The sequence below is a fragment of the Halomicrobium zhouii genome (assembly GCF_900114435.1).
GTDB classification, from domain to species: domain Archaea; phylum Halobacteriota; class Halobacteria; order Halobacteriales; family Haloarculaceae; genus Halomicrobium; species Halomicrobium zhouii.
The window spans coordinates 88,026-110,540 of record NZ_FOZK01000006.1 but is presented as its reverse complement, the minus strand read 5'-3'; the positions used below and the strand labels follow the sequence as shown (position 1 = coordinate 110,540).

23 protein-coding genes are annotated in these 22,515 nt (G+C 68.3%); 13 read left to right on the top strand and 10 right to left on the bottom strand.

Annotated elements, in window-relative coordinates; translation table 11 throughout:
* Both BM337_RS20210 and BM337_RS20205 read right to left on the bottom strand, forming a co-directional pair.
* On the bottom strand, nucleotides 1-834 hold the full coding sequence (locus BM337_RS20210; protein ID WP_089819421.1) for a coenzyme F420-0:L-glutamate ligase: 834 nt from the start codon (nucleotides 832-834) through the stop codon (nucleotides 1-3).
* A 120-nt stretch (nucleotides 835-954) separates the two neighbouring features.
* Nucleotides 955-1,443: a metallophosphoesterase family protein gene (locus BM337_RS20205; RefSeq protein WP_089819419.1), complete on the bottom strand. Its 489-nt coding sequence runs from the start codon at nucleotides 1,441-1,443 to the stop codon at nucleotides 955-957.
* 766 nt (nucleotides 1,444-2,209) lie between these two features.
* Between BM337_RS20205 and BM337_RS20200 the strand changes: the two genes are divergently transcribed.
* The 3 genes from BM337_RS20200 to BM337_RS20190 all read left to right on the top strand — a co-directional run bounded on the left by BM337_RS20200 (nucleotide 2,210) and on the right by BM337_RS20190 (nucleotide 4,564).
* On the top strand, nucleotides 2,210-3,511 hold the full coding sequence (locus BM337_RS20200) for an eIF2B alpha/beta/delta subunit family protein (protein WP_089819417.1): 1,302 nt from the start codon (nucleotides 2,210-2,212) through the stop codon (nucleotides 3,509-3,511).
* Nucleotides 3,512-3,567: 56 nt separating this feature from the next.
* Nucleotides 3,568-4,173 carry a DUF998 domain-containing protein gene (locus BM337_RS20195; protein ID WP_089819415.1) on the top strand — a complete coding sequence of 202 codons (606 nt, stop codon included), beginning with the start codon at nucleotides 3,568-3,570 and terminating at the stop codon, nucleotides 4,171-4,173.
* A 142-nt stretch (nucleotides 4,174-4,315) separates the two neighbouring features.
* The gene (locus tag BM337_RS20190; RefSeq protein ID WP_089819413.1) at nucleotides 4,316-4,564 is read left to right on the top strand and encodes a DUF7127 family protein; all 249 of its coding nucleotides are present in this window, start codon (nucleotides 4,316-4,318) and stop codon (nucleotides 4,562-4,564) included.
* Nucleotides 4,565-4,598: 34 nt separating this feature from the next.
* Here BM337_RS20190 and BM337_RS20185 read toward each other — a convergent pair whose 3' ends face one another.
* Nucleotides 4,599-4,976, bottom strand: a complete 378-nt coding sequence (locus tag BM337_RS20185) for a hypothetical protein (RefSeq protein WP_089819411.1) — start codon at nucleotides 4,974-4,976, stop codon at nucleotides 4,599-4,601.
* 187 nt (nucleotides 4,977-5,163) lie between these two features.
* On the opposite strand from BM337_RS20185, the gene BM337_RS21685 reads away from it, so the two are divergent.
* A complete protein-coding gene (locus BM337_RS21685; protein WP_245778716.1) occupies nucleotides 5,164-5,283 on the top strand; it encodes a DUF2061 domain-containing protein in 120 nt (39 codons plus the stop codon).
* Nucleotides 5,284-5,427: 144 nt separating this feature from the next.
* Here BM337_RS21685 and BM337_RS20175 read toward each other — a convergent pair whose 3' ends face one another.
* On the bottom strand, nucleotides 5,428-6,348 hold the full coding sequence (locus BM337_RS20175) for a DUF5806 family protein (protein WP_449271699.1): 921 nt from the start codon (nucleotides 6,346-6,348) through the stop codon (nucleotides 5,428-5,430).
* A gap of 729 nt (nucleotides 6,349-7,077) precedes the next feature.
* Here BM337_RS20175 and BM337_RS20170 point away from each other — a divergent pair.
* Both BM337_RS20170 and BM337_RS20165 read left to right on the top strand, forming a co-directional pair.
* Complete coding sequence (locus BM337_RS20170; protein WP_089819409.1) at nucleotides 7,078-7,446, top strand: universal stress protein; 369 nt, start codon at nucleotides 7,078-7,080, stop codon at nucleotides 7,444-7,446.
* On the top strand, nucleotides 7,443-7,964 hold the full coding sequence (locus BM337_RS20165) for a GNAT family N-acetyltransferase (RefSeq protein ID WP_089819407.1): 522 nt from the start codon (nucleotides 7,443-7,445) through the stop codon (nucleotides 7,962-7,964). Before BM337_RS20170 ends, BM337_RS20165 begins: the two co-directional genes overlap by 4 nt.
* A gap of 77 nt (nucleotides 7,965-8,041) precedes the next feature.
* On the opposite strand, the gene BM337_RS20835 is transcribed toward BM337_RS20165, so the two are convergent.
* Entirely contained in the window at nucleotides 8,042-8,386 is a 345-nt protein-coding gene (locus BM337_RS20835) for a DUF7957 family protein (RefSeq protein ID WP_143117772.1), read from the bottom strand.
* A gap of 206 nt (nucleotides 8,387-8,592) precedes the next feature.
* On the opposite strand from BM337_RS20835, the gene BM337_RS20160 reads away from it, so the two are divergent.
* Nucleotides 8,593-9,312, top strand: a complete 720-nt coding sequence (locus BM337_RS20160) for a hypothetical protein (protein WP_089819405.1) — start codon at nucleotides 8,593-8,595, stop codon at nucleotides 9,310-9,312.
* Between the two features lie 110 nt (nucleotides 9,313-9,422).
* On the opposite strand, the gene BM337_RS20155 is transcribed toward BM337_RS20160, so the two are convergent.
* Complete coding sequence (locus BM337_RS20155) at nucleotides 9,423-9,869, bottom strand: universal stress protein (protein WP_089819403.1); 447 nt, start codon at nucleotides 9,867-9,869, stop codon at nucleotides 9,423-9,425.
* A 211-nt stretch (nucleotides 9,870-10,080) separates the two neighbouring features.
* On the opposite strand from BM337_RS20155, the gene BM337_RS20150 reads away from it, so the two are divergent.
* Nucleotides 10,081-11,220 carry a site-2 protease family protein gene (locus BM337_RS20150; RefSeq protein WP_089819401.1) on the top strand — a complete coding sequence of 380 codons (1,140 nt, stop codon included), beginning with the start codon at nucleotides 10,081-10,083 and terminating at the stop codon, nucleotides 11,218-11,220.
* Nucleotides 11,221-11,308: 88 nt separating this feature from the next.
* Complete coding sequence (locus tag BM337_RS20145; protein ID WP_089819400.1) at nucleotides 11,309-12,334, top strand: NADP-dependent oxidoreductase; 1,026 nt, start codon at nucleotides 11,309-11,311, stop codon at nucleotides 12,332-12,334.
* A 39-nt stretch (nucleotides 12,335-12,373) separates the two neighbouring features.
* On the opposite strand, the gene BM337_RS20140 is transcribed toward BM337_RS20145, so the two are convergent.
* Nucleotides 12,374-13,345, bottom strand: coding sequence for a D-2-hydroxyacid dehydrogenase (locus BM337_RS20140; protein WP_089819398.1), 972 nt, complete (start codon nucleotides 13,343-13,345; stop codon nucleotides 12,374-12,376).
* Between the two features lie 104 nt (nucleotides 13,346-13,449).
* Nucleotides 13,450-14,742: an arylsulfotransferase family protein gene (locus BM337_RS20135; protein ID WP_089819397.1), complete on the bottom strand. Its 1,293-nt coding sequence runs from the start codon at nucleotides 14,740-14,742 to the stop codon at nucleotides 13,450-13,452.
* 150 nt (nucleotides 14,743-14,892) lie between these two features.
* Between BM337_RS20135 and BM337_RS20130 the strand changes: the two genes are divergently transcribed.
* The gene (locus BM337_RS20130; protein ID WP_089819395.1) at nucleotides 14,893-15,744 is read left to right on the top strand and encodes a ZIP family metal transporter; all 852 of its coding nucleotides are present in this window, start codon (nucleotides 14,893-14,895) and stop codon (nucleotides 15,742-15,744) included.
* A gap of 95 nt (nucleotides 15,745-15,839) precedes the next feature.
* Entirely contained in the window at nucleotides 15,840-16,025 is a 186-nt protein-coding gene (locus tag BM337_RS20125; RefSeq protein ID WP_089819393.1) for a DUF5786 family protein, read from the top strand.
* Between the two features lie 96 nt (nucleotides 16,026-16,121).
* Here BM337_RS20125 and BM337_RS20120 read toward each other — a convergent pair whose 3' ends face one another.
* Nucleotides 16,122-18,767: a valine--tRNA ligase gene (locus BM337_RS20120; protein ID WP_089819391.1), complete on the bottom strand. Its 2,646-nt coding sequence runs from the start codon at nucleotides 18,765-18,767 to the stop codon at nucleotides 16,122-16,124.
* Between the two features lie 206 nt (nucleotides 18,768-18,973).
* On the bottom strand, nucleotides 18,974-19,432 hold the full coding sequence (locus BM337_RS20115) for a hypothetical protein (protein ID WP_089819389.1): 459 nt from the start codon (nucleotides 19,430-19,432) through the stop codon (nucleotides 18,974-18,976).
* Nucleotides 19,433-19,676: 244 nt separating this feature from the next.
* On the opposite strand from BM337_RS20115, the gene BM337_RS20110 reads away from it, so the two are divergent.
* A complete protein-coding gene (locus BM337_RS20110; RefSeq protein ID WP_089819387.1) occupies nucleotides 19,677-21,506 on the top strand; it encodes an RICIN domain-containing protein in 1,830 nt (609 codons plus the stop codon).
* 73 nt (nucleotides 21,507-21,579) lie between these two features.
* A complete protein-coding gene (locus BM337_RS20105) occupies nucleotides 21,580-22,491 on the top strand; it encodes an NADP-dependent phosphogluconate dehydrogenase (protein ID WP_089819385.1) in 912 nt (303 codons plus the stop codon).
* Nucleotides 22,492-22,515 lie beyond the last annotated feature (24 nt).

Below are 22,515 nucleotides of genomic sequence, written 5' to 3'. Positions count from 1 at the left end.
TCAGGTAGTTTCTGATTCGTAGGTCCACTCGCGCAGCGCCTGGCGGACCAGGTCCTGGTCGGGGTCGCGGTAGAGGTCGTCGTGCCCGGCGTGGTCGCCGAACGCGAAGTCTCGCACGACGGCGACCGGGGTGCCGCCGTCGCCCTCGCCGGTCACGAGGTTGGCGGCGCCGGCGAGTTCGTCGACGACGGCCTGGACGGTGACGCCCATCTCCCGGCCGTCGCGGTCGTGCTCGCCGCGCCAGTCGCGAGCGGCGGGGATGCCGGCCCAGCCCAGCGCGACTGCGCGCTGGCCCTGGCGGAACGGACGACCAGAGGTGTCCGTGACGACGACGGCCGGTGCGTCGTCCCCGGGACCGCCGTCGCTCGCATCGTTCCCGCCGCTCCCGTCAGTGGCGACGCCGAGCGCGTCGGCGAGTCCCGCCCGGATTCGTTCGGCGCTCGCCGTGGGGTCCTCGGGGAGCAACAGCAGGTCGGCGTCGGGGACGTTCGAGCGGTCGATGCCGGCGTTGACCGTCGTGTGACCGAAGTGCGTGACGGCCAGCAGGAAGGGCGATTCCAGCACCAGTTCCTCGCTCTCCTCGAGGACGGCCTGGGCGAAGCGTGGGTCCTTCTCCTCGCCGGCGAGGTCGGCGATCTGGGCCGCGATCTCACGGGCGCGCTCGCCGGCCGGGAAGTCCGCCAGGTCGGCCTGGCGGCCCTCCGCCTTGGAGACGACGGTGCTGGCCACGCAGACGACGTCGTCGGGCCGCAGGTCGACCCGCTCGCCGATCAGCGCCGCCAGGTCGTCGCCAGGGCGGACCTCCGGCAATCCCTCGACCGCGAACAGCTCCATACGCCCCTTCCGGGATGCGGCGGGAAAAAGGGCCCCGGTAGGGGAAAGGGACGCCAGCGGTGGCAACGCCTGCCGACAGCGGTGACGGGGAGTCGTCGGTCCGGGCGAAAAACCGGCCGCCTACAGCTCGTGCACGGTCACGTCGATGGCGCCGTCCGCGACGTCGGCGGTCATCATCGTCGCCCTGGTCGCCGGCGACGCCCCCGTCGCGCTCCCCGGATTGAGGATCCGGACGCCGCGGTGGGTCCTGTCCGTCATCTCGTGGGTGTGCCCCGAGACGGCGATGGCGCCGTCGCTGCCGTGCTGGCGCGCCGCGTTCGCCACCCGGTCCTCGTAGCCCCGCGCCGACCCTGCGCCGTGGGTCGCGACGAACTCGACGCCACCCAGTTCGACCGACGCGACCGCAGGAAGACCCACCTGCGGGTCCGTGTTCCCCCGCACTGCGGTGAGTTCGCTCGCTAACTCCCGGACGTCGGCGATAGTGCTCTCCGCGTCGAAATCGCCGGCGTGGATGACGTGGTCCGCCTCATCGATCAGTTCGCGGAACTCCTCTGGAATGCGCTGGGCTCTGGAGGGGACGTGCGTGTCGCTGACGATGGCGACGTTCATGGGACTGTGTATCGGTCGTGTCGATAAAAGGGCCTGCACTCTTGGATGGATGTTCGGACAGCTGTCGATTACAGGAGGAGTGATCGGTACTGATCACGGACTTAGCGATCGGTGGGGTTCGAATTGCCGACGTGACTAAGGACAAAACCACCTCGAAAGCCCTCGGTACGCTCGACTCGCGCGGCTTGCTGCGTTCCTCGCTTCGCTCCGGTACTTGCTGCGCCGTGCTTCGTCGACCGCACCTCGCCCTTTCAGTCCGCCAGGAACAGCATCGCTCGCGCGATAAAACGCGCTCACGGGTCGCTTCGCTCCCCGTTCGCTCGTTCGGAGGCCCCTCCCTCCGGTCGGCGCCTCCCTGCGCTCGCGATTGGCTCCGCCACCCCTCCCCGGTCGCGCCTAGCGGCGCGACACGCGTCCTGACCGCCCCGCAACCGCGCGGCGGTCGGCCGGGAGCGCGTTTCATCGCGCGACCAGGGGAAGGGCAGGGCTGCAGTGCTGTGCTGAGCCTGGCGGACTGAAAGGGCGAGGCGGGGTGGGGGAAGCACGACCCCGCAAGCACTGCAACGCAGTGAAGCGCGCAGCGTGGGTCGCGCGACCCCAGCGCGCCGAGGGCTTTCTGGCTGTTGGCGGTCTCGTTTCTTCCACGCAAAACTCACCAAAATATCCGTTCAACTCACAGTTGTACGCACCGACAACGGGAGGACCAGACACCACTCTCGAATCACGTCCCGGAGATTCATGGACGAACGTCTCGAACCCGTCAATTATGACCGAGACGCCCGTCGTCACCGTCTTCCTCCGGAACGGCGGCGACGTCCTCCTGCTCCGGCGGAGCGACGCAGTCGGGTCCTACCCCGGGAAGTGGGGCGGCGTCGCCGGCCACGTCGCCGACGACGAGGGCCGAGACCGTTCCCCCGAGGCGGCCGCCCGCGCCGAGATAGCGGAGGAAACCGAACTCGACTCCGGGGACGTCACCCTCGTCCGCGCTGGCGACCCGTTCCCCGTCGACGACCCCGAGCGCGACGACCGCTGGCTCGTCCACCCGTTCCTGTTCGAGTGCGGCTCGCGGGCCGTCGAGCCGAACGAGGAGACGACCGAGTACGAGTGGGTCCCGCCGACGGCAATTCTCCGCCGAAAGACCGTCCCAGCGCTGTGGACATCCTACGACCGCGTCCGGCCGCGCGTCGCGACTGTGCGCGAGGACAGCGAACACGGGTCAGCCTGGCTCTCGATTCGGGCGCTCGAAGTCCTGCGCGACGAGGCGGCCCTGGCAGCGACTGCGCGATCCCCAGGCAAACACGAACGACGGGAGGCCAACGGCGACGACTGGAACGGGGTGGCCGAACTGGCCCGCCGGCTGCGCGACGCACGCCCGTCGATGGCCGTCGTCGCTAACCGCGTGAATCGTGCGATGGCCGCTGCGAGCGAGGGGGAGACGCGGTCCCCAGCAGCGGTCGAAGCCGCTGCGAGCGAAGGCATCGACCGGGCGCTGTCGGGCGACGACGCGGCCGCCGCGAACGCCGCCGAGCGACTTCCGGACCGCGTCGCGACGCTCTCTCGCTCGGGCACCGTCCTCGCGGCGATTCGGGAAGCCGAACCGGACGCCGTCCTCGTCGCCGAGTCGCGCCCGGGCCGCGAGGGCGTCGTCGTCGCCGAGGCACTGGCCGCCGACTGCGAGGTGACGCTCACGACGGACGCCGCGTTCCCCTTCGAACTCGACGCCTGGGACGCCGACGCGCTCGTCGTGGGCGCTGACCGGGTGCTCCCCGACGGTCGCGTCGTCAACAAGGTCGGCACCCGGGCGGCGGCGCTCGCCGCGCCCGACGACTGCCCCTGCTACGTCGTCGCCGCGAGCGACAAGGTGGCGACCGACGAGACGGTCGACCTGGAGGAACGGGACGCTACGGAGGTGTACGACGGCGACGCGACCGTTCGAGTGGCGAACCCCACGTTCGACGTGACGCCCGCCGGTGCGGTCGACGCGGTGATCACCGAGGACAGGGTGCTCGACGCCGAAGACGTCGCCCGGGTCGTGGAGGAACACCAGGTGCGAGCCGACTGGGACTGAGATCCCGGTCACCCCCGCGCTATTTCAGGGCGGCCGCTGAATCCCCGCGGAGACCGATGAACGGGAACGTCGACCGGGCCCGGACGATAGCGGGACTCGCGCTCGTGGGCGTGGGCATCGTCTCGACGCTGGGGATCGTCACCGCCGAAGCCCTGTATCCGGGCTACAGCACCGCCGAAGAGACCATCAGCGCGCTGGGGGCGTCGATCGGACCGGCGGGGCTCGTCCAGCCCTCCGCCACGATTTTCAACGGCGCCATGATCCTCTCGGGGCTGCTCACGCTGGTCGCCGCCTACGGGATCGACCGGGTGTACGACCACCGCTGGCTGACCGCCGTCGTGGCTCTCAGCGGGCTCGGCGTCGCCGGCGTCGGGATCTTCCCGGCGGATCAGCCGGCACCCCACTTCGTCGCCGCCTTCCTCGCCTTCGGCGCCGGCGGGCTGTCGGCCATCGCCGCCGCGGTCGTCGTTCGGCGGCCGTTCAGCTATCTCTCGGCCGGCCTGGGCGTCGTCTCGCTCGGCGGCCTCGTCCTGTTCGTCGCACTCGGCGGGTCGACCCCGCTCGGCATCGGCGGCCTCGAACGCTGGATCACCTATCCGACCCAGATCTGGGTGACCGCCTTCGGCGGGTACCTCCTGGGGACCGGCGATCACGAACCGTGACCGACCGGCGGGGTGACCGACCGGCTGGGTGACCGACCGGCCGGGTGATCGACCGGCAAGGCGAGCGACCGGCGGGGGACGATCCCGAGTATCGATCCGGTCGCGGCACAGCACTTAGGCACGCGCCGCCCCAACCGTCCACATGGACGCGCCCCACCAGCTACGGACGGCGGCCGACGAGCACGACGACGTGTCGATCACCCACCGCGAGTTCGAGGAGACGGCGGAACTCACGGTCGACTTCGGCGCCGACGCCCACGCCAGCGTCGACGTCGTCGGCGACACCGCCATCGTCGTGGCCGACGGTGAGCAGTACGAGTTCGAGGTGCCCGAGGAAGCCACGGAGGTCACGACGAACGACGGAATGCTGATCATCCGGTCCGACCGATAGGGCGAGAGTTCGGGCCGCGAGGCCCACCCCTCCTTCACAGCGCGCGTTCGCCCACGTCAGCGACGCGTCCCGACGGCACCGGTCTGACGACGCCGTAGTAGAGCCGGTAGGGGACGATGCCAGCGCCGATGCCAGCGAGCACCGCCGGTATGACGGCCGAGACGACCGCCGGCCCGGCGACGAGTCCGAGCGCGAGGACGGCGACACCGAAGGCGGCGACGACGACCACCGTCGTCCACCCGCCGACGACGCCGTGGTCGTCAGCCCACGCGAGCGCCACAGTCAGGAGCGCGGTGACGGCCGTGAGCCACCAGTACGGCAGCGCCCCTCGGCTCGCGTACAGCAGTCCCATCGCGACGCACAGCGCACCGAGACCGACGTCGACGACGACTGCCTTTCGTTCGGCGTCCATAGCCGCGTGCTCGGCCGGTCGGGCCATAATCGTGGCGTTCCACCACCAGAAAATAATTAAATGTAATTAGATTTTTCACGCACCCGCCAGTAGTGTTCGTCGAATGTCACCTCGTCGCCGCCCACCCATGGTATCGAACGGCTCCGCGACAGACCCGAACCCGCAGCGAGGTTCGAGGTGATCCCCCGTGGAGACCCATCGACGGTCGATAGTCAAGGCCGCGTCCTACCGACTGTTCGCCACCTCCGTGGTGTTCCTGATCGCCTTCGCGTACACGGGCCAGCTGGGGTCGTCCGCGAAGATCTGACTCTCCGCCGCGGTCGCGAAGACGGCGCTGTACTACGTCTGGGAGCGGGTGTGGAGCAACGTCCAGTGGGGACTGCAAGAACAGTAACGGACCGCAGTCCGTCGGAGAGACGGCGACGGCGACGGCGACGATCAAATCGCCAGTCTAGTCGTCGGCGTGGATCTCGTGGCCGCACTCGGGACAGGTGACCTCGTCGTGGCGCAACGCGGCGGAGTGTTCGCGGACGTCGCGCATGACCTCGGAGATGTGGTCCTCGGCGGCGAGTTCTTCCTCAACGCTCAGTTCGACGCCCTCGACCTCCAGCAGGAACTTCGCGACCTCCGTGGCCTCGTACATCACGTCGTCGAGTTCCTCGGCGGTGAAGAAGTCGCACATCGCGCCGTAGAGGAAGGTCGCGCCCGCTTTCCTGACTTTCTCCTCGAAGGCGGCCCGGGCCTGGTTGACCGCCTGGGGCGTGTAGGTGTCCGTCATGAACGGCACCAGTTCCGGGAGGTTCTCGCCGATCTTCGTCATCTCGACGCCCGTCTCGGTGCGGAAGTCCGCACAGAGCCGGGCCATCGCCCACTCGCGGGCGGTGATGTACGTGCGGTCCCGCAGGAACTCGTTGGCCCGGTCGTAGGTCCCGCCGTCGATCTTCTTGAACCGGTCGTACTTGCGGACGTCGTCAGGGACGTCCGCGGCGGGCTCCTCGACGCCGTCGGCGTCGCCCGGTTCCTGGCCCGCCTCGGCTTCGCTCGAATCGGCGTCCCCGGCCTCGTCGGTGGCGTCCGCCGTTTCCTGACCGTCGGCCGTCTCGCCGGCCCGCTCGCTCTCGACGAGTTCCTGGGCGGCCTGGACGGCGGCCGACTCGTCGACCCCGTCGTCCTCGGCCTGGTCGTCGTCGACCGGTAGCGGTTCGTCGCGACGGAAGCTGTCGCCGTCGCCGGGCGCCGGACCTGCGTCGTCGGTCTCGCCACCGGACGCGAGGTCTTCCGCGTCCTCGTCGCCAGACGCGCCGATGTCGTCCGCATCAGCGTCGTCCGCATCGGGAGTATCGTCGTGCGCGTCGGCGGTATCACCGTCCACGTCGGCGGCATCACCGTTCACGTCGGCACCGCCGTCCACGTCGTCGACGTCGCCATCGGTTTCAGCGACGTCGCCAGCGCCGTCAGCGTCGTCGAGCGACGCGCCTGTAGGCTCAGTTTCCACGTCCCCGTCCTCGGCCTCGCTCACGTCGCCGTCACTGGAGCGGGGCTCGCCTCCATCCACGTCCCCGTCGGCCTCGTTCACTCCGGCCTCGTCCACTCCGGCCTCGTCCACCTCGCTGTCGGCCGTCTCGGCCTCGTCGGTCGCGGTCTCCGCACTCTCGTCTTCGTCCACTCCGACCCCTTCCAGCTCGGTCTCGTCATCGTCGGTCGCGCTCTCGGAAATCTCGTCCTCGTCCACCTCGCTCTCGACGCTCTCTCCCTCGTCCATCTCGCTCTCGACGCTCTCGTCGCCGTCCGAGGCGCCGTCGTCGAGGACGCCAGGGCCCATCACGTCCTCGACGGCGGCCTCGACCTCCTGTGCCGGGTCGAGTTCGTCGGCGGCGTCGTCGGTTCCCTCGTCGGCGTCACCCGCCGGCGGGTCGCCGCCGGTTCCGTCGCTCGTGGTGTCACCGCTCGGGTCTGTCGAACGGTCCTCGACGTCGCCTTCGCCGTCGCCGTCCTCGTCCGGCGGTTCGCCTGCGTTCATGGGCGAACCTGGGGTACCAGGGGTGAAAAAGGCCTCGCCGCGGCAGGTGGCTTTTTTGCAGGTGCCCGCTAACAGCGGCGCATGCAAGTCCTACTCGGCGTCGGGGGCACCCCTCTCTCCTACCAGGCCCTCGACGAGACGATCGCGCGAGCGCAGGAGGCCGGCGACGAACTCACCGTGGCGGTGTTCGCGAGCGACGCGGCCGACGCGAGCCGAGACGAGATCGAAGAGCGCGTCCGCGAGACGCTGGCGGAGACGGACGTCCCGTCGACGGTTCGCCACGTCGAGGGCGACCCCGGCTCGGACCTGGTGACCATCGCCAACCGGGAGTCCTTCGACCGTATCGTCCTCGGGAGCGGGGAGCGCAGCCCGCTCGGCAAGATCCAGCTCGGCTCCGTCGCGGAGTTCGTCCTCCTGAACGCCCAGACACCGGTGACTCTCGTCCGATGAGCCCGGCATTCCCCGACGAGCCGGCCGACTCGTTCCCGCGACCACCCCGGTCGTTCGCGGACGGCGCCGGCCGGACGATCGACGTCGAGCGCGCGTCGGACGCCGACGCGGCGGACCTGCTCGCGATGTACCGCGAGTTCGACCCCGCCGACCGCGCCCAGGGCATCCCGCCGGTACAGGACGAGGCCATCGAGCAGTGGCTCGACACCATCCTCGCCGAGGACTGCGTCAACGTCGTCGCCCGCTACGACGGCGCCGCCGTCGGCCACGCGACGCTCGTCCCCGACGGCGACATCGGCTACGAACTCGCCATCTTCGTCCTCTCGGAGTACCAGGGCGCCGGTATCGGCACCGAGCTCGTCGAGACGTTGCTCGGCCTGGGCCAGGCCGAAGGCATCGAGAAGGTGTGGCTCACCGTCGAGCGCTGGAACGACCCCGCCATCGCGCTGTACAAGACCGTCGGCTTCGAGACGAGCGACGCCGAACGGTTCGAACTCGAGATGGGCATTCGGATCTGAATCTTTTCTGTAAGGTAAACCACGTGTGTGATCAGAACAAGCGAGGGGAGGGAGTCCTGTTCAGTCTCTCCGGGAGTTTACATTCGGCCCTCGAACTCGCGTTCGAGTAACTCGCCAGTGTCCTGATCGATCCGATAGCAGTAGCAGATCCAGTTCCCCGCCCACAGTTCGCCATCCTGGAGGTAAATGTCCATATAGGGTTTGTCTCCGCTACTTCCATCAGGAGCTTCCGGGATCCGCCAGCGTATCGTTCCGTCATTATTGATGGCGATCACGTTCCGGTTGCAGGTCTTTTCTGGAGGAATCTCTAACCGGACCACCGCACCTGATTCTATCTGGACGACACCGCCGATTTCGTCGTCGAAGACTAAACGAGTGCCATCGATCGTGAGTTCGTTTCCATCAGCAGAAACGGCATTCATACGTGGATTTCGAGGTCCTCACGAACCGTTCTGCGCCAGATTCCATAGTACTTGGTGTGTTGGGGCGTTTCACAGCAGGACCGTACCGTACACGGAGAGCACGGGCTGGCTTGTGTGCTCGACGACGTACAGCGCGACCCGCCCGGTGACCTCGTGCCCGGTTGGATCTAAACCATCTTTATCACCGGTCGGTATCCACGGAAAATATGGCTGGTCCCCAATCGCGGCTCCAGAAAGTCCGTTCGCGCTGGAAGTACATGGATAGTAACTACAAGACCGTCCTCGTCGTGTTCTGTGGGGCAGTTCTCCTCATGCTGCTCGCGATCGGGGCCAGTAGCACCCTCTATGGCTCCGAACCCAGCGAGCTAGCGGCGCCGAGCCTGACCACGCAGATGGACTGCACGGGCGACGGACCGTGCGTGTTCGACGTCGCCGTGAGTTCGACCGGCGATGCCGACGAGATCGTCGTCGCGTACGAGCCCGTGGGTGAAAACTCGTCGACGACGACTGTCCTCGGCAAGGGGGAGTCGACGACGGTCGAGTCCCGGTCGACGGTCGTCGTGTACACGCGCCACGACGACACCTCGCGGATCCATTCGACCTACCAGCCCACGGCGTCTCCAGCGAACGCCACGAACGACTCCGATCAGGACGTTCCACAGGCGAACGTCGTCTACGACCAGTCGGGGAACGACGCGGGTGACGGGACGAACGTGAGCGTGACGCTCGATGCCGTCGAAAACGGTGATACGGTCACCGTCACCGAGGATGGGAACGCAGAGACGCTCTCCACGGGAGAGACCCTGGACTTCACCGGTCTGCGAAGTCAAAGTGAAGTGACGGTCGGCGTAGAACACGACGGAGCGGTGGTCGTCGTCCAGAAGTACACTGTGCTGGTGTCGAATACGACGGATTGGTCGGGATAACCTGTCTGAGCGTCAGTACGCTCCTGAAACCAGACCAACCGGATGATAGGAGAGAGGATACGTCCGGAAACCGTGGTTAGCCGCCGCCCAGAACCAGCGTCGACAAAACGCTACACCGACAGCACGGGCTGGCTGGCGTACTCGATGACGTACAGCGCGGCCCGGCCGATGGCCTCGTCGGTCTCGTTGCTGCCCGGTTCGCGGGGCACCACGAGGAAGTCGGCCTCGATGGCCTCGGCGACGTCGAGGATAACGCTGCCGGGGGACTGGCGCAGGCTGGTCGGCGAGAACCCAGCGGCGGTGGAGGTGTCGAGGTTCCCGCCGACGCCGTCGGAGTCGAGGCGCCCCCGGACCATCTCGGTGAACTCGCGGTGGTCCTCGGCGACGGTGTCGGCGTCGACGGCGCCCTCGTCGATGGCCTTCACGAGGCGCTCGTCGAGGACGAACAGGAGGTGGACGTCGGCGTCGTAGGCGTCCGCGACGGTGATCGCGTACTCGATGGCGCGCTCGGACTGGTCGCTGCCGTCGACCGGCGCGAGTACGAGATCCACGTCCATTGGCAGTTGATCTGACGGGCGGGCCCAAATATCCATCCATTCCGTGCTGACACGAGCCGGGGGAGCGCCGGGGGAGTCGATGGGGAGAGCACATGGGAAAGTGCGCGGGGAGAGCGCGAGGAGAGCACACGGGAAAGTGCGCGGGGAGAGCGCGAGGAGAGCACACGGGGAGAGCACGGGGCTTTAACCCGCGAGCGGAGAAGCGTTGGCTATGCGAGAGTACGACGTCGCGCGGGTCTGGGGCATCCCGATCCGCGTCCACATCTCCCTGCTGGTCATCCTCCCGATCCTCGCGTACCTGATCGGGAGCGGCGAGCAGATCGGGCTGTACGCGGGGCTCATCGAATCGCTCACGGGCACGTCACTCGACGTGGCGGTCCTCCGGCAGGGGAACACGCCGTGGGTCATCGGCAGCGTCGCCGCCGTCGCCCTGTTCGTCAGCGTCCTGCTGCACGAACTGGGCCACGCGTGGGCGGCGATGCGCTACGACCTCGACGTCGAGTCGATCACGCTGTGGATCCTCGGCGGCCTGGCCAACCTCGGCTCGATCCCCAGGGAGTGGAAGAAGGAGTTCTGGATCGCCGTCGCGGGCCCGATAGTCAGCGTAGCCACCGGCGTCGTCTGCTACCTGGCGCTGTTCGCGGTGCCCGCCTCGGCCGACGTGACCACGTTCATCGTCGGCTGGCTGGCGGTGACGAACCTCACCCTCGCGGTGTTCAACATGCTCCCGGCGTTCCCGATGGACGGCGGGCGCGTCCTCCGCGCGCTGCTGGCGCGGAACCGACCCTACGTCGCGGCGACCAGGACGGCCGCTCGCGTCGGCTCCGCGTTCGCCATCCTCTTCGCGGTCTTCGGCATCCTCCCGCCGATCCAGCCGATGTTCCTCCTGCTGGCGCTGTTCATCTACGGCGCGGCCAACAGCGAGTCCCGGATGGTCGCGCTGTCGGACCTGCTCGATGGGCTCACCGTCGGCGAACTCGCCAGCGGGACCGAGGCCAGCATCGACGCCGGCGCGACCGTCGACGAACTCGTCTCGCGGATGTTCGCCGACCGGCGGACCCAGTTCGTCGTCACCGAGGACGGGACCCCCATCGGCGTGGTGTCGGCGGTCGACTTCAAGGCGCTCTCACCGGAGGAGCGGGCCACGACGACCATCGACGCGCTCGTCGAGCGCGACCTGCCGCGCTTCGACGCGGGGATGGCCGCCTTCGACGCGCTGGTCGAACTCGACGGGAACCGGACGACCGAGGCGCTCGTCGAGGACGCCGCTGGAACCCGGGTCATCACCCGTGCCGACTTCGCCGCCGCCATGGAGATGCGCCGGCTGGTCGGCACCCACGAGCCGTTCTGAGCCGGAGCATCTGCTGCGACGGTCCCTTCCAGCCCGCTTTCCAGACAGGACCACAGCCCCCTTCAGGCCGAGCCGCGTATTCGACCCCATGCCGGATCGAAACAGGAAGTTCCTGCTGGCGCAGCGTCCCGAAGGCAAGCCCGACGACGACACCTTCGAACTGGTCGAGGGCGACGTCCCCGAGCCGGGTCCCGGCGAAGTGCTCGTGCGAACCGTCTACCTCTCGGTCGACCCGTACATGCGCGGGCGGATGCGCGACGCCGAGTCCTACGCGGAGCCCTGGGATGTGGACGAACCGCTGAAGGGAGCCGTGGTCGGCGAAGTCGTCGAGTCCAACGGCGGCGGTTTCGAGGCGGGCGACGTCGTCACCGGCGACCTAGAGTGGGCCGACTACGCCACCGCGCCGGGGAGCGAACTCACGGCGGTCGACCCGGATCTGGCGCCCATCTCGACGGCGACGAGCGTCCTCGGGATGACGGGCCGGACGGCCTTCTTCGGCACACGGGAAGTGGCCCAGCCGACAGCCGGCGACACGTTCGTCGTCTCCGGGGCGGCAGGGGCCGTCGGCTCCGTGGCAGGCCAGATCGCGAAGATGGCCGGCGCCCGCGTCGTCGGCTTCACCGGCTCCGACGAGAAGGTCGAATTTCTGGAGGACGAACTCGGCTTCGACGCGGCGATCAATTACAAGGAGGCCGACGACTACGTGGCCGCGCTGGCGGAGGCCGCGCCCGACGGCGTCGACGCCTACTTCGACAACGTCGGCGGCCCGATCACCGACGCCGTCTTCCAGCACCTGAACCTGGACGCACGCGTCGCCGTCTGCGGCCAGATATCCCAGTACAACGCCGAAGAGATGCCGACCGGCCCGCGAAAACTCGGGCAGCTGATCGGCAAGCGCGCGACGGTCGAGGGCTTTCTCGTCTGGGACTTCCACGCGCGCTTCGAGCAGGCGAACCAGCAGCTCGCCGAGTGGGTCCAGTCCGGTGACCTCCAGTACCGTGAGACGGTCATCGAGGGCCTGGCAAACGCGCCCGACGCCTTCGTCGGGCTGTTCGAGGGCGAGAACGTCGGCAAACAGCTCGTGAAGGTCGGCGAGGAACCGGACGCGGCGTAGGAACGCTTCGTCGCGGACGGGGGCGCGGATGGGAGCGAGTTACTCGGGCTTCCGGACGATGTTTTCGAGGTCGGCGGGGTCCGCGTCGTCGTCGAGTTTGCGGACGTTGCCGGCGACGATGTCGGCGAGGCGCTCCCAGTGTTCCGGGCTGTGGCCCGCGTTGTGGGGCGTGATGGTGACGTTGCCGAAGCTCCACAGCGGGTGGTCCGCCGGGAGCGGTTCCGGGTCGGTGACGTCGAGGCCGGCACCGGCGATGGCGTTCGTGCGAATCGCCGAGACGAGCGCGTCGGTGTCGACGATGGCGCCGCGGCCGACGTTGACGAGGTAGGAGTGGGGCGGGAGCGTCTCGAACTCCGCCTCGCCGATCAGGCCCTCGGTCTCGTCGGTCAGCGGCGCGGCGACGACGAGGTGGTCCGTCCGGGACAGTGCCTCGTGGATGGCGTCCTCGTCGAAGCCGACCACCTCGTCGGTCGGGCCGCCCTTCTCGGGGGAGTAGCGGACGCCGATGGTGTTCACGTCGAACCCCTCGAGTCGCTGGACGACGGCCTGGCCGATGGCGCCGAGGCCGACGACCGTGACGACGCTGTCCTTCAGTTCGCCCGCCTGGAAGTGGCGCCACTCGCGCCGTTCCTGGCGCTCGGCGGCGACATGCATGTTGCGGGTGAATCCGAGGATGTAGGCCAGCACCTGCTCGGCGATGTTCGGCGCGTGGATGCCGGAGGCGTTCGTGACGGCGACGCCCCGCGAGGCGAGTTCGTCGAGCGGGAGGTGGTCGTAGCCGGCGGCGACGCCGGCGAACAGCTCCAGGCGCTCGGCCCGGTCGACCAGGGCGGGGTCGACGTCCGTCGACGAGATGACCCTGGCGCCGGCGGCGAACTCCCGCTCCTCTCTGGGGGTCCGGGCGACGTGGACGGTGTGGTCCGGCAGGCGTTCCCTGAGCGCGTCGGCGTAGTCGACGGCGGGCATGCCGTGCGTCCCTCTCCGGAGGACGAGGACGTCTGTGTCACTCATAGTATGGGAAGTACTCACGTACACAGAGCGGAGGGCGATACAAGACCGTTTGGCACGGGGAAAAGTGCGAGGGAGCGCCCCGTGAAACGCCGGTCGAACTCGGCTCAGGTGCGACGGCGGACGACCAGCCCGGCGACGGTCAGGCCGAGCCCGAGCAGGACGAGTCCGAGGTGCGTCTCGGCGAACCAGTACGGCGTTCCCGGGAACACCGAACGGAGGCCCACCATCGCCAGCGAGAGCCCGGGCACGTCGCCGCCCGGGTCGGTGACCGTGCCGCGTTCGTACCGGTCGGCACCCGCGCGTTCACCTTCGGGTAATCGCTCGGCCTCGTACGGGATGCCGCCGGTCTGGTGGCTCCAGACGACGGTGCCGTTGGGCGTCACTTCGAGGAGGCGAGCGTTCCGGGTGTCGGTGACCAGCGTGTTCCCGTTGTCCAGCCGGTCGGCGTCGCGGGGCCAGTTCAGCTCGACGCCCTCGGCCTCGGTGAGCGTCCACGCCGGTTCCCACTCCCCTGTCGACTCGTTCCGGTGGAGTTCGACGACGCGGTCGTTCTCGCTGTCGGCGACGAGGACCGCGCCGTCGTCCAGCCACTGCGGGTTGTGCTGGTCGTAGAGGACGCTCGGGTCGCCACAGCGGACGTCCCCGTCGCCGTCCGCGTCGACGAGCCTCGTCGGTCCCAGGCACGTGTCGTCGCTCCCGCCGTCGTCCTCGTTGATCACCTCGACGACCCCCTCGTCGCGCTCGATCAGGAGGACCTGGTTCGCGTTGCGGACCGAGACGAGGTAGTGACTCTCGTTAACGACGTCGACGTCGTTGACGTGGAGCCAGTCGCGTTGCGTGGGGTCCTCGGGCGCCTCGTAGAACGAACTCGCGTTCCACTGCCAGGTGACCTCGTCGCCGTCGACGGTGAAGATCCGCTCTCTGTCCATGTCGGTCAGGAGGAACTCGCCCGAATCCAGTTCCTCGACGTCGTGGATCTCGCTGTTGGTCTTCGTGCGCACGGGGAAGGCGTACTCCTCGACGACCGCGGGGCCTCCCGCCGCGTCGGGGTCGATGATCCGGAAGCCGGTCTTGGTACAGGGCGCGTCGTAGGGGCCACAGCCGTCCTGGTAGCCCGAGTGCATGAACCCGGCCAGGACGGTGCCGTCCTCGCGCATGGTCACGTCGAAGTAGCTGTCGGCGGTCTCTTCGGTCCAGGCCCGGTCGTCCCCTTCGAGGAGGGAGACGGATCCGCCGGCGTGGTAGCTGTCGTCGCCCTGCGATCCGACCAGCGTCTGGGGCGAGTCGACGCGTTGCGTCCCGATGTCCGGCGCGGTCGCGGCACCGACGGCGACCGTTCCGACGAGCAACACGGCGCCGAGAACGAGGAGAGCGGTGCCGCGCGCTTGGCGGTCCATACCGAAATCTTCCAGTCAGCGTGCGCAAATAGCTTTCGCGCCCGATCACGCCGCCGTCTGTTAATTTAAGGGGTCGCTATCGGCCACAAACAGCACCCCGTTCCGGCAGTGGGGACAGTTACAAGGGGTGGGGGGCCACACCAGTGACCAATGCAAGCCGGGCTGGCGGAGCTGTTCGTCCGGATCGTGGGCACCGATCCGGTGGTCCAGGGGCTGGCGGGCGGCGTCGTCATCGCGACGATGAACCTCGTCGGCGCGTCGCTCGTACTGGTCTGGCGCAACCCCTCCGAGCGGGCACTGGACGGGGCGCTGGGCTTCGCCGCCGGCGTGATGCTGGCCGCGGCGTTCACGAGCCTCATCATCCCCGGCATCGAGCAGTACTCCGGCGGCGACCCGCTCCCGACGCTGTTCGGCGTCGTCCTCGGGGTGCTCTTCCTCGACCGGGCCGACGGCCTCGTGCCCCACGCCCACTACCTGCTCACCGGAGAGCGACGGACCGACGCCGCGGACCCGAGCGAGACGGTCCCCGGGATCAACCCGGACAAGCTCGCCCCCGTGGTCCTGTTCGTCCTCGCGATCACGCTCCACAACATGCCCGAGGGACTGGCGGTCGGCGTCGGCTTCGGCGCCGCCGACGGGATGGAGGGGCTCGGCACCGCACTGGCGCTGATGGTCGCCATCGGTATCCAGAACATACCGGAGGGGCTGGCCGTCTCCGTCGCGGCGGTCAACGCCGGCCTCGACCGGAAGTCGTACGCACTGTTCGCGGGCGCTCGCGCGGGTGCAGTCGAGATTCCGCTGGCCGTGCTCGGCGCCGTCGCCGTCCAGCTAGTCCGACCCTTGCTTCCCTACGCGATGGGCTTTGCCGCCGGCGCGATGCTGTTCGTCATCAGCGACGAAATCGTCCCCGAGACCCACACCAGCGGCAACGAGCGGGTCGCCACACTCGGGACGATGGCCGGCGTCGTCGTCATGCTGTACCTGGACGTGTCGCTGGGGTAATCCGCGCTTCGTCCGTCGGTTCGTCCCGGCGAATTAATCACACCCTATGCCGACGACCCGTGGTGTTTTTCCGCGCGGCCGACATAGACTCCCCTATGGGCTTTGGTAGCTACGACGAATCCGAACAGAAGGACCAGAACGCGGACATCGACGAGGACGAGGCGGTCACCGTCCACGAGAACGACCACGACGGGGAGGTCACCTTCGAATCGGAGGCCAGCCAGGAGGAACTCATCGGCCGGCTGGACGAGATGAAGGACGACGGCGAAGACGAGGAGTAAGCTGCCTGGCTCTTTTCGACGCCCGAATCCCTGATAGCGATAGCGGCGGCCGCGCTGACCGCTCACGTCGCGCGAACGAGGAGTCCTGACGAACCGTCAGGGGTAGATCAGTATCGTCGCGGTCTCGCCCTCGAGGACGTCGACCTCCTCGCCGGATTCGGCGCGGTGTTCCTCGTGGACGGTGACGGCGTCGCCCGGGATGACCGCCACTTCGTCACCCAGGTCGACTTCTATCTCGCCGTCGAACTCCTGCTGGCGCTGGACCGTCTCCGGGTCCATCGCCTCCAGCGCGGCGACGACCTGGCCGGCCTGATCGCGGAACTCCGGCCCGATGACGGCGTGGTCGGGGTCGACCGCGACGGGGACCAGTTCGACCGTCGGCTCGCCAGCCTCGACGCGGACCGGCGCGTTGACGGCCTCGCTCAGGTCGTACGTGTCGACTGGCGACTCCGGCATCTCCTCAGGGTACACCTCGACGCGCTCGAGGTCCTCGTTCAGTGCGAGGCCCTCGTCGGACTTCCAGCCCCGGACCGTCGAGGCGACGTCGGCGATGATTGCCCCGACCGCCTCGGCCTCCTCGTCGAAGCCGGTGGTATCGATCTCCGGCCACGAACTCGCGTGGACGCTCCCCTCGGTGCCGGGCAGCGCGTCCCAGGCCTCCTCGGTGAGGAAGGGGGCGAACGGCGAGAGCATGGTGAGCGACGAGGTGAGCGCCGTGAACAGCGCCTGGCGCGCGGCGTCGCGCTCGCCGGGACGGCCCTCGTAGAGGCGGCCCTTGATCAGTTCCAGGTAGTCGTCGGCCAGGTCGTGCCAGACGAACTCCCGGAGTTCGCGCAGGGCGGCGTCGTAGCGGTACTCGTCCATGTGCTCCTCGACGTCCGCGGCGACGCGGGCACAGCGGGCGAGGATCCACTCGTCGACGTCGCGGTAGGCCGGGTCTTCCATCGGCTCGCGGTCGTCCTCGAAGTGGCCCGCCGCGAAGCGGGTGATGTTCCACACCTTGGTCTGGAACCGGGAGGCCGAGGTGGCCTCCTTGGGCTGGTACTGGACGTCGCTGCCGGGCTGGCCACCCAGTGCGAGGGCCTGCCGGATGGCGTCGGCGCCGTACTCGTCGATGGCGTCGTCCGGGTTGACGACGTTGCCCCGTGACTTGGACATCTTGTTCCCGTCCGGGCCGAACACCATCCCGTTGACGAGGATGTCGTCCCACGGGCGCTCGTCGGTGAGCGCCCCGGTCCGGAGTAGCGTGTAGAACGCCCACGTCCGGATGATGTCGTGGCCCTGCGGGCGGAGCGCGGTCGGTTCGAACTCGTCGAGGTCAATCTCCTCCGGCCAGCCGGAGACGTGCAGCGGCGTGATGGACGAATCCATCCACGTGTCCATCACGTCGGTCTCGCCGTGCCAGTCGCTGGCTCCACAGTCGGGACACTCGCCGATGGCGGGGTCCTCGTCGGTCGGGTCGACGGGCAGGTCCTCCTGCGTGGCGATGTGCCAGTGGTCGCACTCGCCGCAGCGCCAGGCCGGAATGGGCGTCGCGAAGACGCGCTGGCGGGAGATGACCCAGTCCCAGTCCATCCCCTCGGTCCACTCCTCCAGCCGGGCGTACATGTGCTCGGGGATCCACTCGACCTCCTGGGCTTTCTCGAGGATGAGGTCCTGGTCGACCTCGACGAACCACTGCTCCTTCGAGAGGATCTCGATGGGCGTGTCACAGCGCCAGCACTGGCCGACGTTCTGGGTCGTCGGCTCGCTGTCGTTCAGGTACCCCTCCTCGTCGAGGGCCTCGGCGACCTCGGTCTTGGCCTCCGAAATCGTGAGCCCCTCGAACTCGCCGGCCAGCTCGCCGAGGTGACCGTCCTCGGTGAAGACCGGGCGCAGATCCAGGTCGTGTTCGGCCCACCAGTCGACGTCCTGTTTGTCCCCGAAGGTACAGATCATCACCGCGCCGGTCCCGAAGTCGCCGTCGACGTCGTCGTCGGCGATGAGTTCGACCTCCTGGCCGAACAGTGGGACCTCGAAGGTGTCGCCCACGCGGTCCGCGTACCGCTCGTCGTCGGGGTCGACGGCCATCGAGACGCAGGCGGCCAGCAGTTCCGGTCGCGTCGTCGCGATCTCGATGTCGTCGTTGTCGACACCGGGGAAGGTGACGTAGTACAGCGTCCCGTCGACGCCCTCCTCGGTCTCGACCTCGGCGTCGGCGATGGCCGTCTCACACCGCGGGCACCAGTTGACCGGGTGCTCGTCGCGGTACACCATGTCGTCGTCGGCCATCTCGACGAACGAGCGCTGGGTCTTCCCCCAGTACTCCTCGTCCATCGTCCGGTACTCCGCCGACCAGTCGATGCCGAAGCCGAGATCCAGCATCGTCTCCTTCATCGAGTCGATCTGGTCCTCGGTGTGCTCGACGCAGAGCTGGCGGAACTCGTCGCGGGGGACGTCCGTCCGGTGGATGTCGTGGTTCTCCTCGACCTTGACCTCGGTCGGCAGGCCGTGACAGTCCCACCCCTGCGGGAAGAGGACGTCCTCGCCCTGCAGGCGGTGATAGCGCGCGGCGAAGTCGATGTACGCCCACCCCAGGGCGTGGCCGATGTGGAGGTTGCCGGTCGGGTACGGCGGCGGCGTGTCGATGACGTAGTCCGTCGCACCGGTGTCGACGTACTCGTAGACGTCCATCTCCTGCCACTCCTCGCGCCACTTCGACTCGACGCTGTCGGGCTCGTAGTTGTCTGCTAGATCGCTCATATGTAGGTGTGTCTGCTCGTTGTGGAATCGCGCCTGACTGGGTTACGGGGGATGGCAGTGAAAATACGCGCGGCTGCCAGCCTCGCTATCGTACTACCGACGTCATCAGGCCCATACCCGAACCTTGGCGGTCGTTCGTATAAATTTTCGCTTCCCGACCGCGTTCGGAGAACTGTGACGGCCACACCGGTCTTCGATACGCTGTCTCATTGGCGCTCACGAGCCGGTGCACGGACGGCGCTTGATTGCTCGTCGTTCGTCGCGCTGCGGCGACGTTCGGTCCACGCCAGCGTCGCCGCCGCAACGAGAACTGGCCCGCTCAGCGCCGTGAGGAAGAACCCGAGGTCCGGGACAAAATGGACACCGGACGCGTTGACCGCCTGAAGGAGTCGGAGCGGCGGAACGACGACGCTCGCGACGCCGATTCCCGCCACAAGGATCAGCCGGAACCGTGCCAGTCGCCCGCTCGCACGAAGCACGAATACCGCGAGCAGCGGCACCAGGAGAACCGCGCGGGCCGGCTGAAACCCGGCGAGTTCCCACGGACCGACCTGTTCGAGTGTCCCCCCGGCCTGCGTCAGCCACGGGAGATAGACGCCGGCGGCGAGCAACACGCACCCGAGGAGACCGATCTGTGTCGACCGAGATGTTCTCGGGACGTCCATTCGTCGACTCCACGACGGGGACGACCGATATACGCACCGGTCCTCGGGAACCGGTCCCTTCCGACGGCCGTCGAGGTCGTCGTCGATTCTGCCGGTCGCGATTACCCGGTTACTACGTCGCCCCCCGGGCCCATTTTTGCACAGTTAATAAGATAGTATTTAACCAGGCAGTGTGCAAACCTCCCCCACGCGGTGGACGAACCGGTAGGGGAGGTCGTCCACCAGACATCGAGACACCAGACCCATGACACAGCGATCTGATCACGAGAGGGGAGCATCGAACGACAGGGGGCCGTCGCGCCGGACGTTTCTCAAGACGGCGACGGCGGGTGCGGTAGCGACCGCGATAGGAACCGCCTCGCTGGCTGGCCAGGCGAGTGCCGCACACGGCGGCGGCGGATTCCACGTCGAGGACGGGTTCGCCGACACGTCGTGGCTCGACGACGGCGCGGAGGTGATCGTCGTCGAAGAGGCCACGAGGGAGGCCGTCGAGGCGGCGTTCCAGGCCTCGGGCCCGCGCGTCGTCGCCTTCGCGACCAGCGGCACGATCGACCTGGGCGGGGAGCCCCTGGAGATATCGAACGACCAGTGCTGGGTCGCCGGCCAGACCGCGCCGTCACCCGGTATCACGTTCGTCAACGGCCAGCTACAGGTCGCCGCGAACGACTGCGTGGTACAGCACATACGGACGCGCATCGGGCCCGGCGACGGCGGCATCCAGAGCAACGACTCGCTGAACACCGCCGACGGGAGTTCGAACAACGTCGTCGACCACGTGACGGCGACGTGGGGCACCGACGAGTGCATGTCAGTCGGCTACGACTCCGACCGGACGACCTTCTCGAACAACCTGATCGCCGAAGGGCTGTGGAACCCCTACGGCGACGAATCGGACCACAATTACGGGACGCTTGTGGGCGACGGCGCCGACCGCGTCGCGCTCCTCGGGAACGTCTGGGCGAAGGTCCGGGGGCGAGTCCCCAGACTCAAGAGCGATACGCGCAGCGTCGTCGTCAACAACCTCGCGTACTTCTTCGACGAGGCGGCCAACGCCGACGACTCGGCCGAGACCAGCTTCGTCGGGAACGTCTACGCGGGCACGGCCGACACGGGGGATCCGGTGCTGGACGGCGGGTCGGCGTTCGTCTCGGACAACGTCGCCACCGACCCGTCGCTCGATTCGGACCAGCCGTTCGCGGAGACGGACGAACTCGGCTCGCGGCCGCTGTGGCCGAGCGGACTCTCCGCGATGTCCTCGGGCGAGGTCGAGTCACACAACCTCGCCAACGCCGGCGCGCGACCGGCCGACCGCACCGAACACGACAGGCGGATTTTCGAGGAGATCAGCAATCGCGCCGGCAACGACTCGCTGGACTCGCCGTACGACTTCTGGGTCGCCACGCCGGACGATCTCGGTGGGTACCCACAGCTTCCGGAGAACACCCACTCTCTGAACCCGCCCAGTAACGGGCTGCGGGAGTGGCTGGCCGAGTGGGCGGCGGCAGTCGAGACCGGCAGCGGGAACCCAGGGAGCGGTGGCGACGGGAGCGGCGACGGCGGTGGAGACGACGGCAGCAGTGATGACGGGAGCGGCGACGGCGGTGGAGACGACGACGGCGGAACCGGCGGCACTGGCGACACACCCATCGGCGAGGGAACCTACCGGATCACGAGCGCCAACAGCGGGAAGTTCCTGGAGGTCGCGAACGCCGACACCAGCGACGGCGCCAACGTCCGACAGTACGGCAACACCGACCACCCCTGCCAGGAGTGGGACGTGACCGACAACGGGGACGGAACCTGCACGCTCACCAACGCCCACAGCGGGAAACTGCTGGAAGTCGCCAACGCCGACACCAGCGACGGCGCCAACGTCCGACAGTACGCCGACACAGGTCACGCCTGCCAGCACTGGGCGATCGTGGACAACGGCGACGGCACCTACCACCTGGAGAACGCCCACAGCGGGAACGTCGCAGACGTCGAGGGCGCCTCGACCGCCGACGGTGCCAACGTCTTCCAGTGGCCCTACCACGGCGGCGACAACCAGCGCTGGTCGTTCGAGGAGGTCTGAACGAGAGGAGAGGGTCGGATTCGAGTCGCCCCGAACCACAACCCCTACCTCCCCGCTCCGAGAGCCCCCTCGTATGCAACTGGGCGTCATCGGACTCGGGCGGATGGGTCGCATCGTCGTGGACCGAACGCTGGATGCGGGCCACGACGTGGTGGCCTTCGACATCTCTGAGGAGGCCGTCGCGGACGCGGCCGACGCCGGCGCGGAACCGGCCGACTCGATTTCGGACCTCGCGAGCAAGCTCGGCGAGGAGAAGCGCATCTGGCTGATGGTCCCCGCCGGGGACCCCATCGACGCGGCGCTGGACGAACTGGACGGCATCGTCGACGAGGACGACGTCGTCGTCGACGGCGGCAACTCCAACTTCCACGACACGCTGCGGCGGGCCGAGCGCACCGACGCGGCCTACGTCGACTGCGGGACGTCGGGCGGGCCCGCCAGCGCCGAGGAGGGCTTTTCACTGATGGTCGGCGGCCCGGAGTGGGCCTACGAGGCGATGGTCCCCGTCTTCGACGCCGTCGCCACCGGCCCGGCGGGCCACGACCGCATGGGCCCCACCGGGTCGGGCCACTACGTCAAGATGGTCCACAACGGCGTCGAGTACGCGCTGATGCAGGCCTACGGCGAGGGGTTCGAACTGCTCGCCAACGGCCGCTTCGACCTCGATCTGGAGTCCGTCGCGCGCACCTGGAACAACGGCGCCGTCATCCGCTCGTGGCTGCTCGAACTCTGCGAGGAGGCGTTCCGCGAGGAGGGCTCGGATCTCGGCGACGTCGCCGACCGGATCGAGGGCGGGTCGACCGGCACCTGGACCGTCCAGGAAGCGCTGGAACAGGAGGTGCCGGTCCCTCTGATCTACCAGGCGCTTTCCGAGCGATTTAGCTCTCGGTCGACCGACGGCGACGATCCGGGGCGGTTCTCGCGACGGCTCGCTAACAGACTTCGCTACGGGTTCGGCCGGCACGAGGTCCCGCGGCGCGAGTAGCAGACGGCGAGCGGCGCGAGCCGT

Coding starts and splice junctions, on each gene's coding strand:
- BM337_RS20210 (WP_089819421.1), bottom strand. CDS start 834: ATGGAGCTGTTCGCGGTCGAGGGATTGCCGGAGGTCCGCCCTGGCGAC.
- BM337_RS20205 (WP_089819419.1), bottom strand. CDS start 1,443: ATGAACGTCGCCATCGTCAGCGACACGCACGTCCCCTCCAGAGCCCAG.
- BM337_RS20200 (WP_089819417.1), top strand. CDS start 2,210: ATGACCGAGACGCCCGTCGTCACCGTCTTCCTCCGGAACGGCGGCGAC.
- BM337_RS20195 (WP_089819415.1), top strand. CDS start 3,568: ATGAACGGGAACGTCGACCGGGCCCGGACGATAGCGGGACTCGCGCTC.
- BM337_RS20190 (WP_089819413.1), top strand. CDS start 4,316: ATGGACGCGCCCCACCAGCTACGGACGGCGGCCGACGAGCACGACGAC.
- BM337_RS20185 (WP_089819411.1), bottom strand. CDS start 4,976: ATGGACGCCGAACGAAAGGCAGTCGTCGTCGACGTCGGTCTCGGTGCG.
- BM337_RS20170 (WP_089819409.1), top strand. CDS start 7,078: ATGCAAGTCCTACTCGGCGTCGGGGGCACCCCTCTCTCCTACCAGGCC.
- BM337_RS20165 (WP_089819407.1), top strand. CDS start 7,443: ATGAGCCCGGCATTCCCCGACGAGCCGGCCGACTCGTTCCCGCGACCA.
- BM337_RS20835 (WP_143117772.1), bottom strand. CDS start 8,386: ATGAATGCCGTTTCTGCTGATGGAAACGAACTCACGATCGATGGCACT.
- BM337_RS20160 (WP_089819405.1), top strand. CDS start 8,593: ATGGCTGGTCCCCAATCGCGGCTCCAGAAAGTCCGTTCGCGCTGGAAG.
- BM337_RS20155 (WP_089819403.1), bottom strand. CDS start 9,869: ATGGACGTGGATCTCGTACTCGCGCCGGTCGACGGCAGCGACCAGTCC.
- BM337_RS20150 (WP_089819401.1), top strand. CDS start 10,081: ATGCGAGAGTACGACGTCGCGCGGGTCTGGGGCATCCCGATCCGCGTC.
- BM337_RS20145 (WP_089819400.1), top strand. CDS start 11,309: ATGCCGGATCGAAACAGGAAGTTCCTGCTGGCGCAGCGTCCCGAAGGC.
- BM337_RS20140 (WP_089819398.1), bottom strand. CDS start 13,345: ATGAGTGACACAGACGTCCTCGTCCTCCGGAGAGGGACGCACGGCATG.
- BM337_RS20135 (WP_089819397.1), bottom strand. CDS start 14,742: ATGGACCGCCAAGCGCGCGGCACCGCTCTCCTCGTTCTCGGCGCCGTG.
- BM337_RS20130 (WP_089819395.1), top strand. CDS start 14,893: ATGCAAGCCGGGCTGGCGGAGCTGTTCGTCCGGATCGTGGGCACCGAT.
- BM337_RS20125 (WP_089819393.1), top strand. CDS start 15,840: ATGGGCTTTGGTAGCTACGACGAATCCGAACAGAAGGACCAGAACGCG.
- BM337_RS20120 (WP_089819391.1), bottom strand. CDS start 18,767: ATGAGCGATCTAGCAGACAACTACGAGCCCGACAGCGTCGAGTCGAAG.
- BM337_RS20115 (WP_089819389.1), bottom strand. CDS start 19,432: ATGGACGTCCCGAGAACATCTCGGTCGACACAGATCGGTCTCCTCGGG.
- BM337_RS20110 (WP_089819387.1), top strand. CDS start 19,677: ATGACACAGCGATCTGATCACGAGAGGGGAGCATCGAACGACAGGGGG.
- BM337_RS20105 (WP_089819385.1), top strand. CDS start 21,580: ATGCAACTGGGCGTCATCGGACTCGGGCGGATGGGTCGCATCGTCGTG.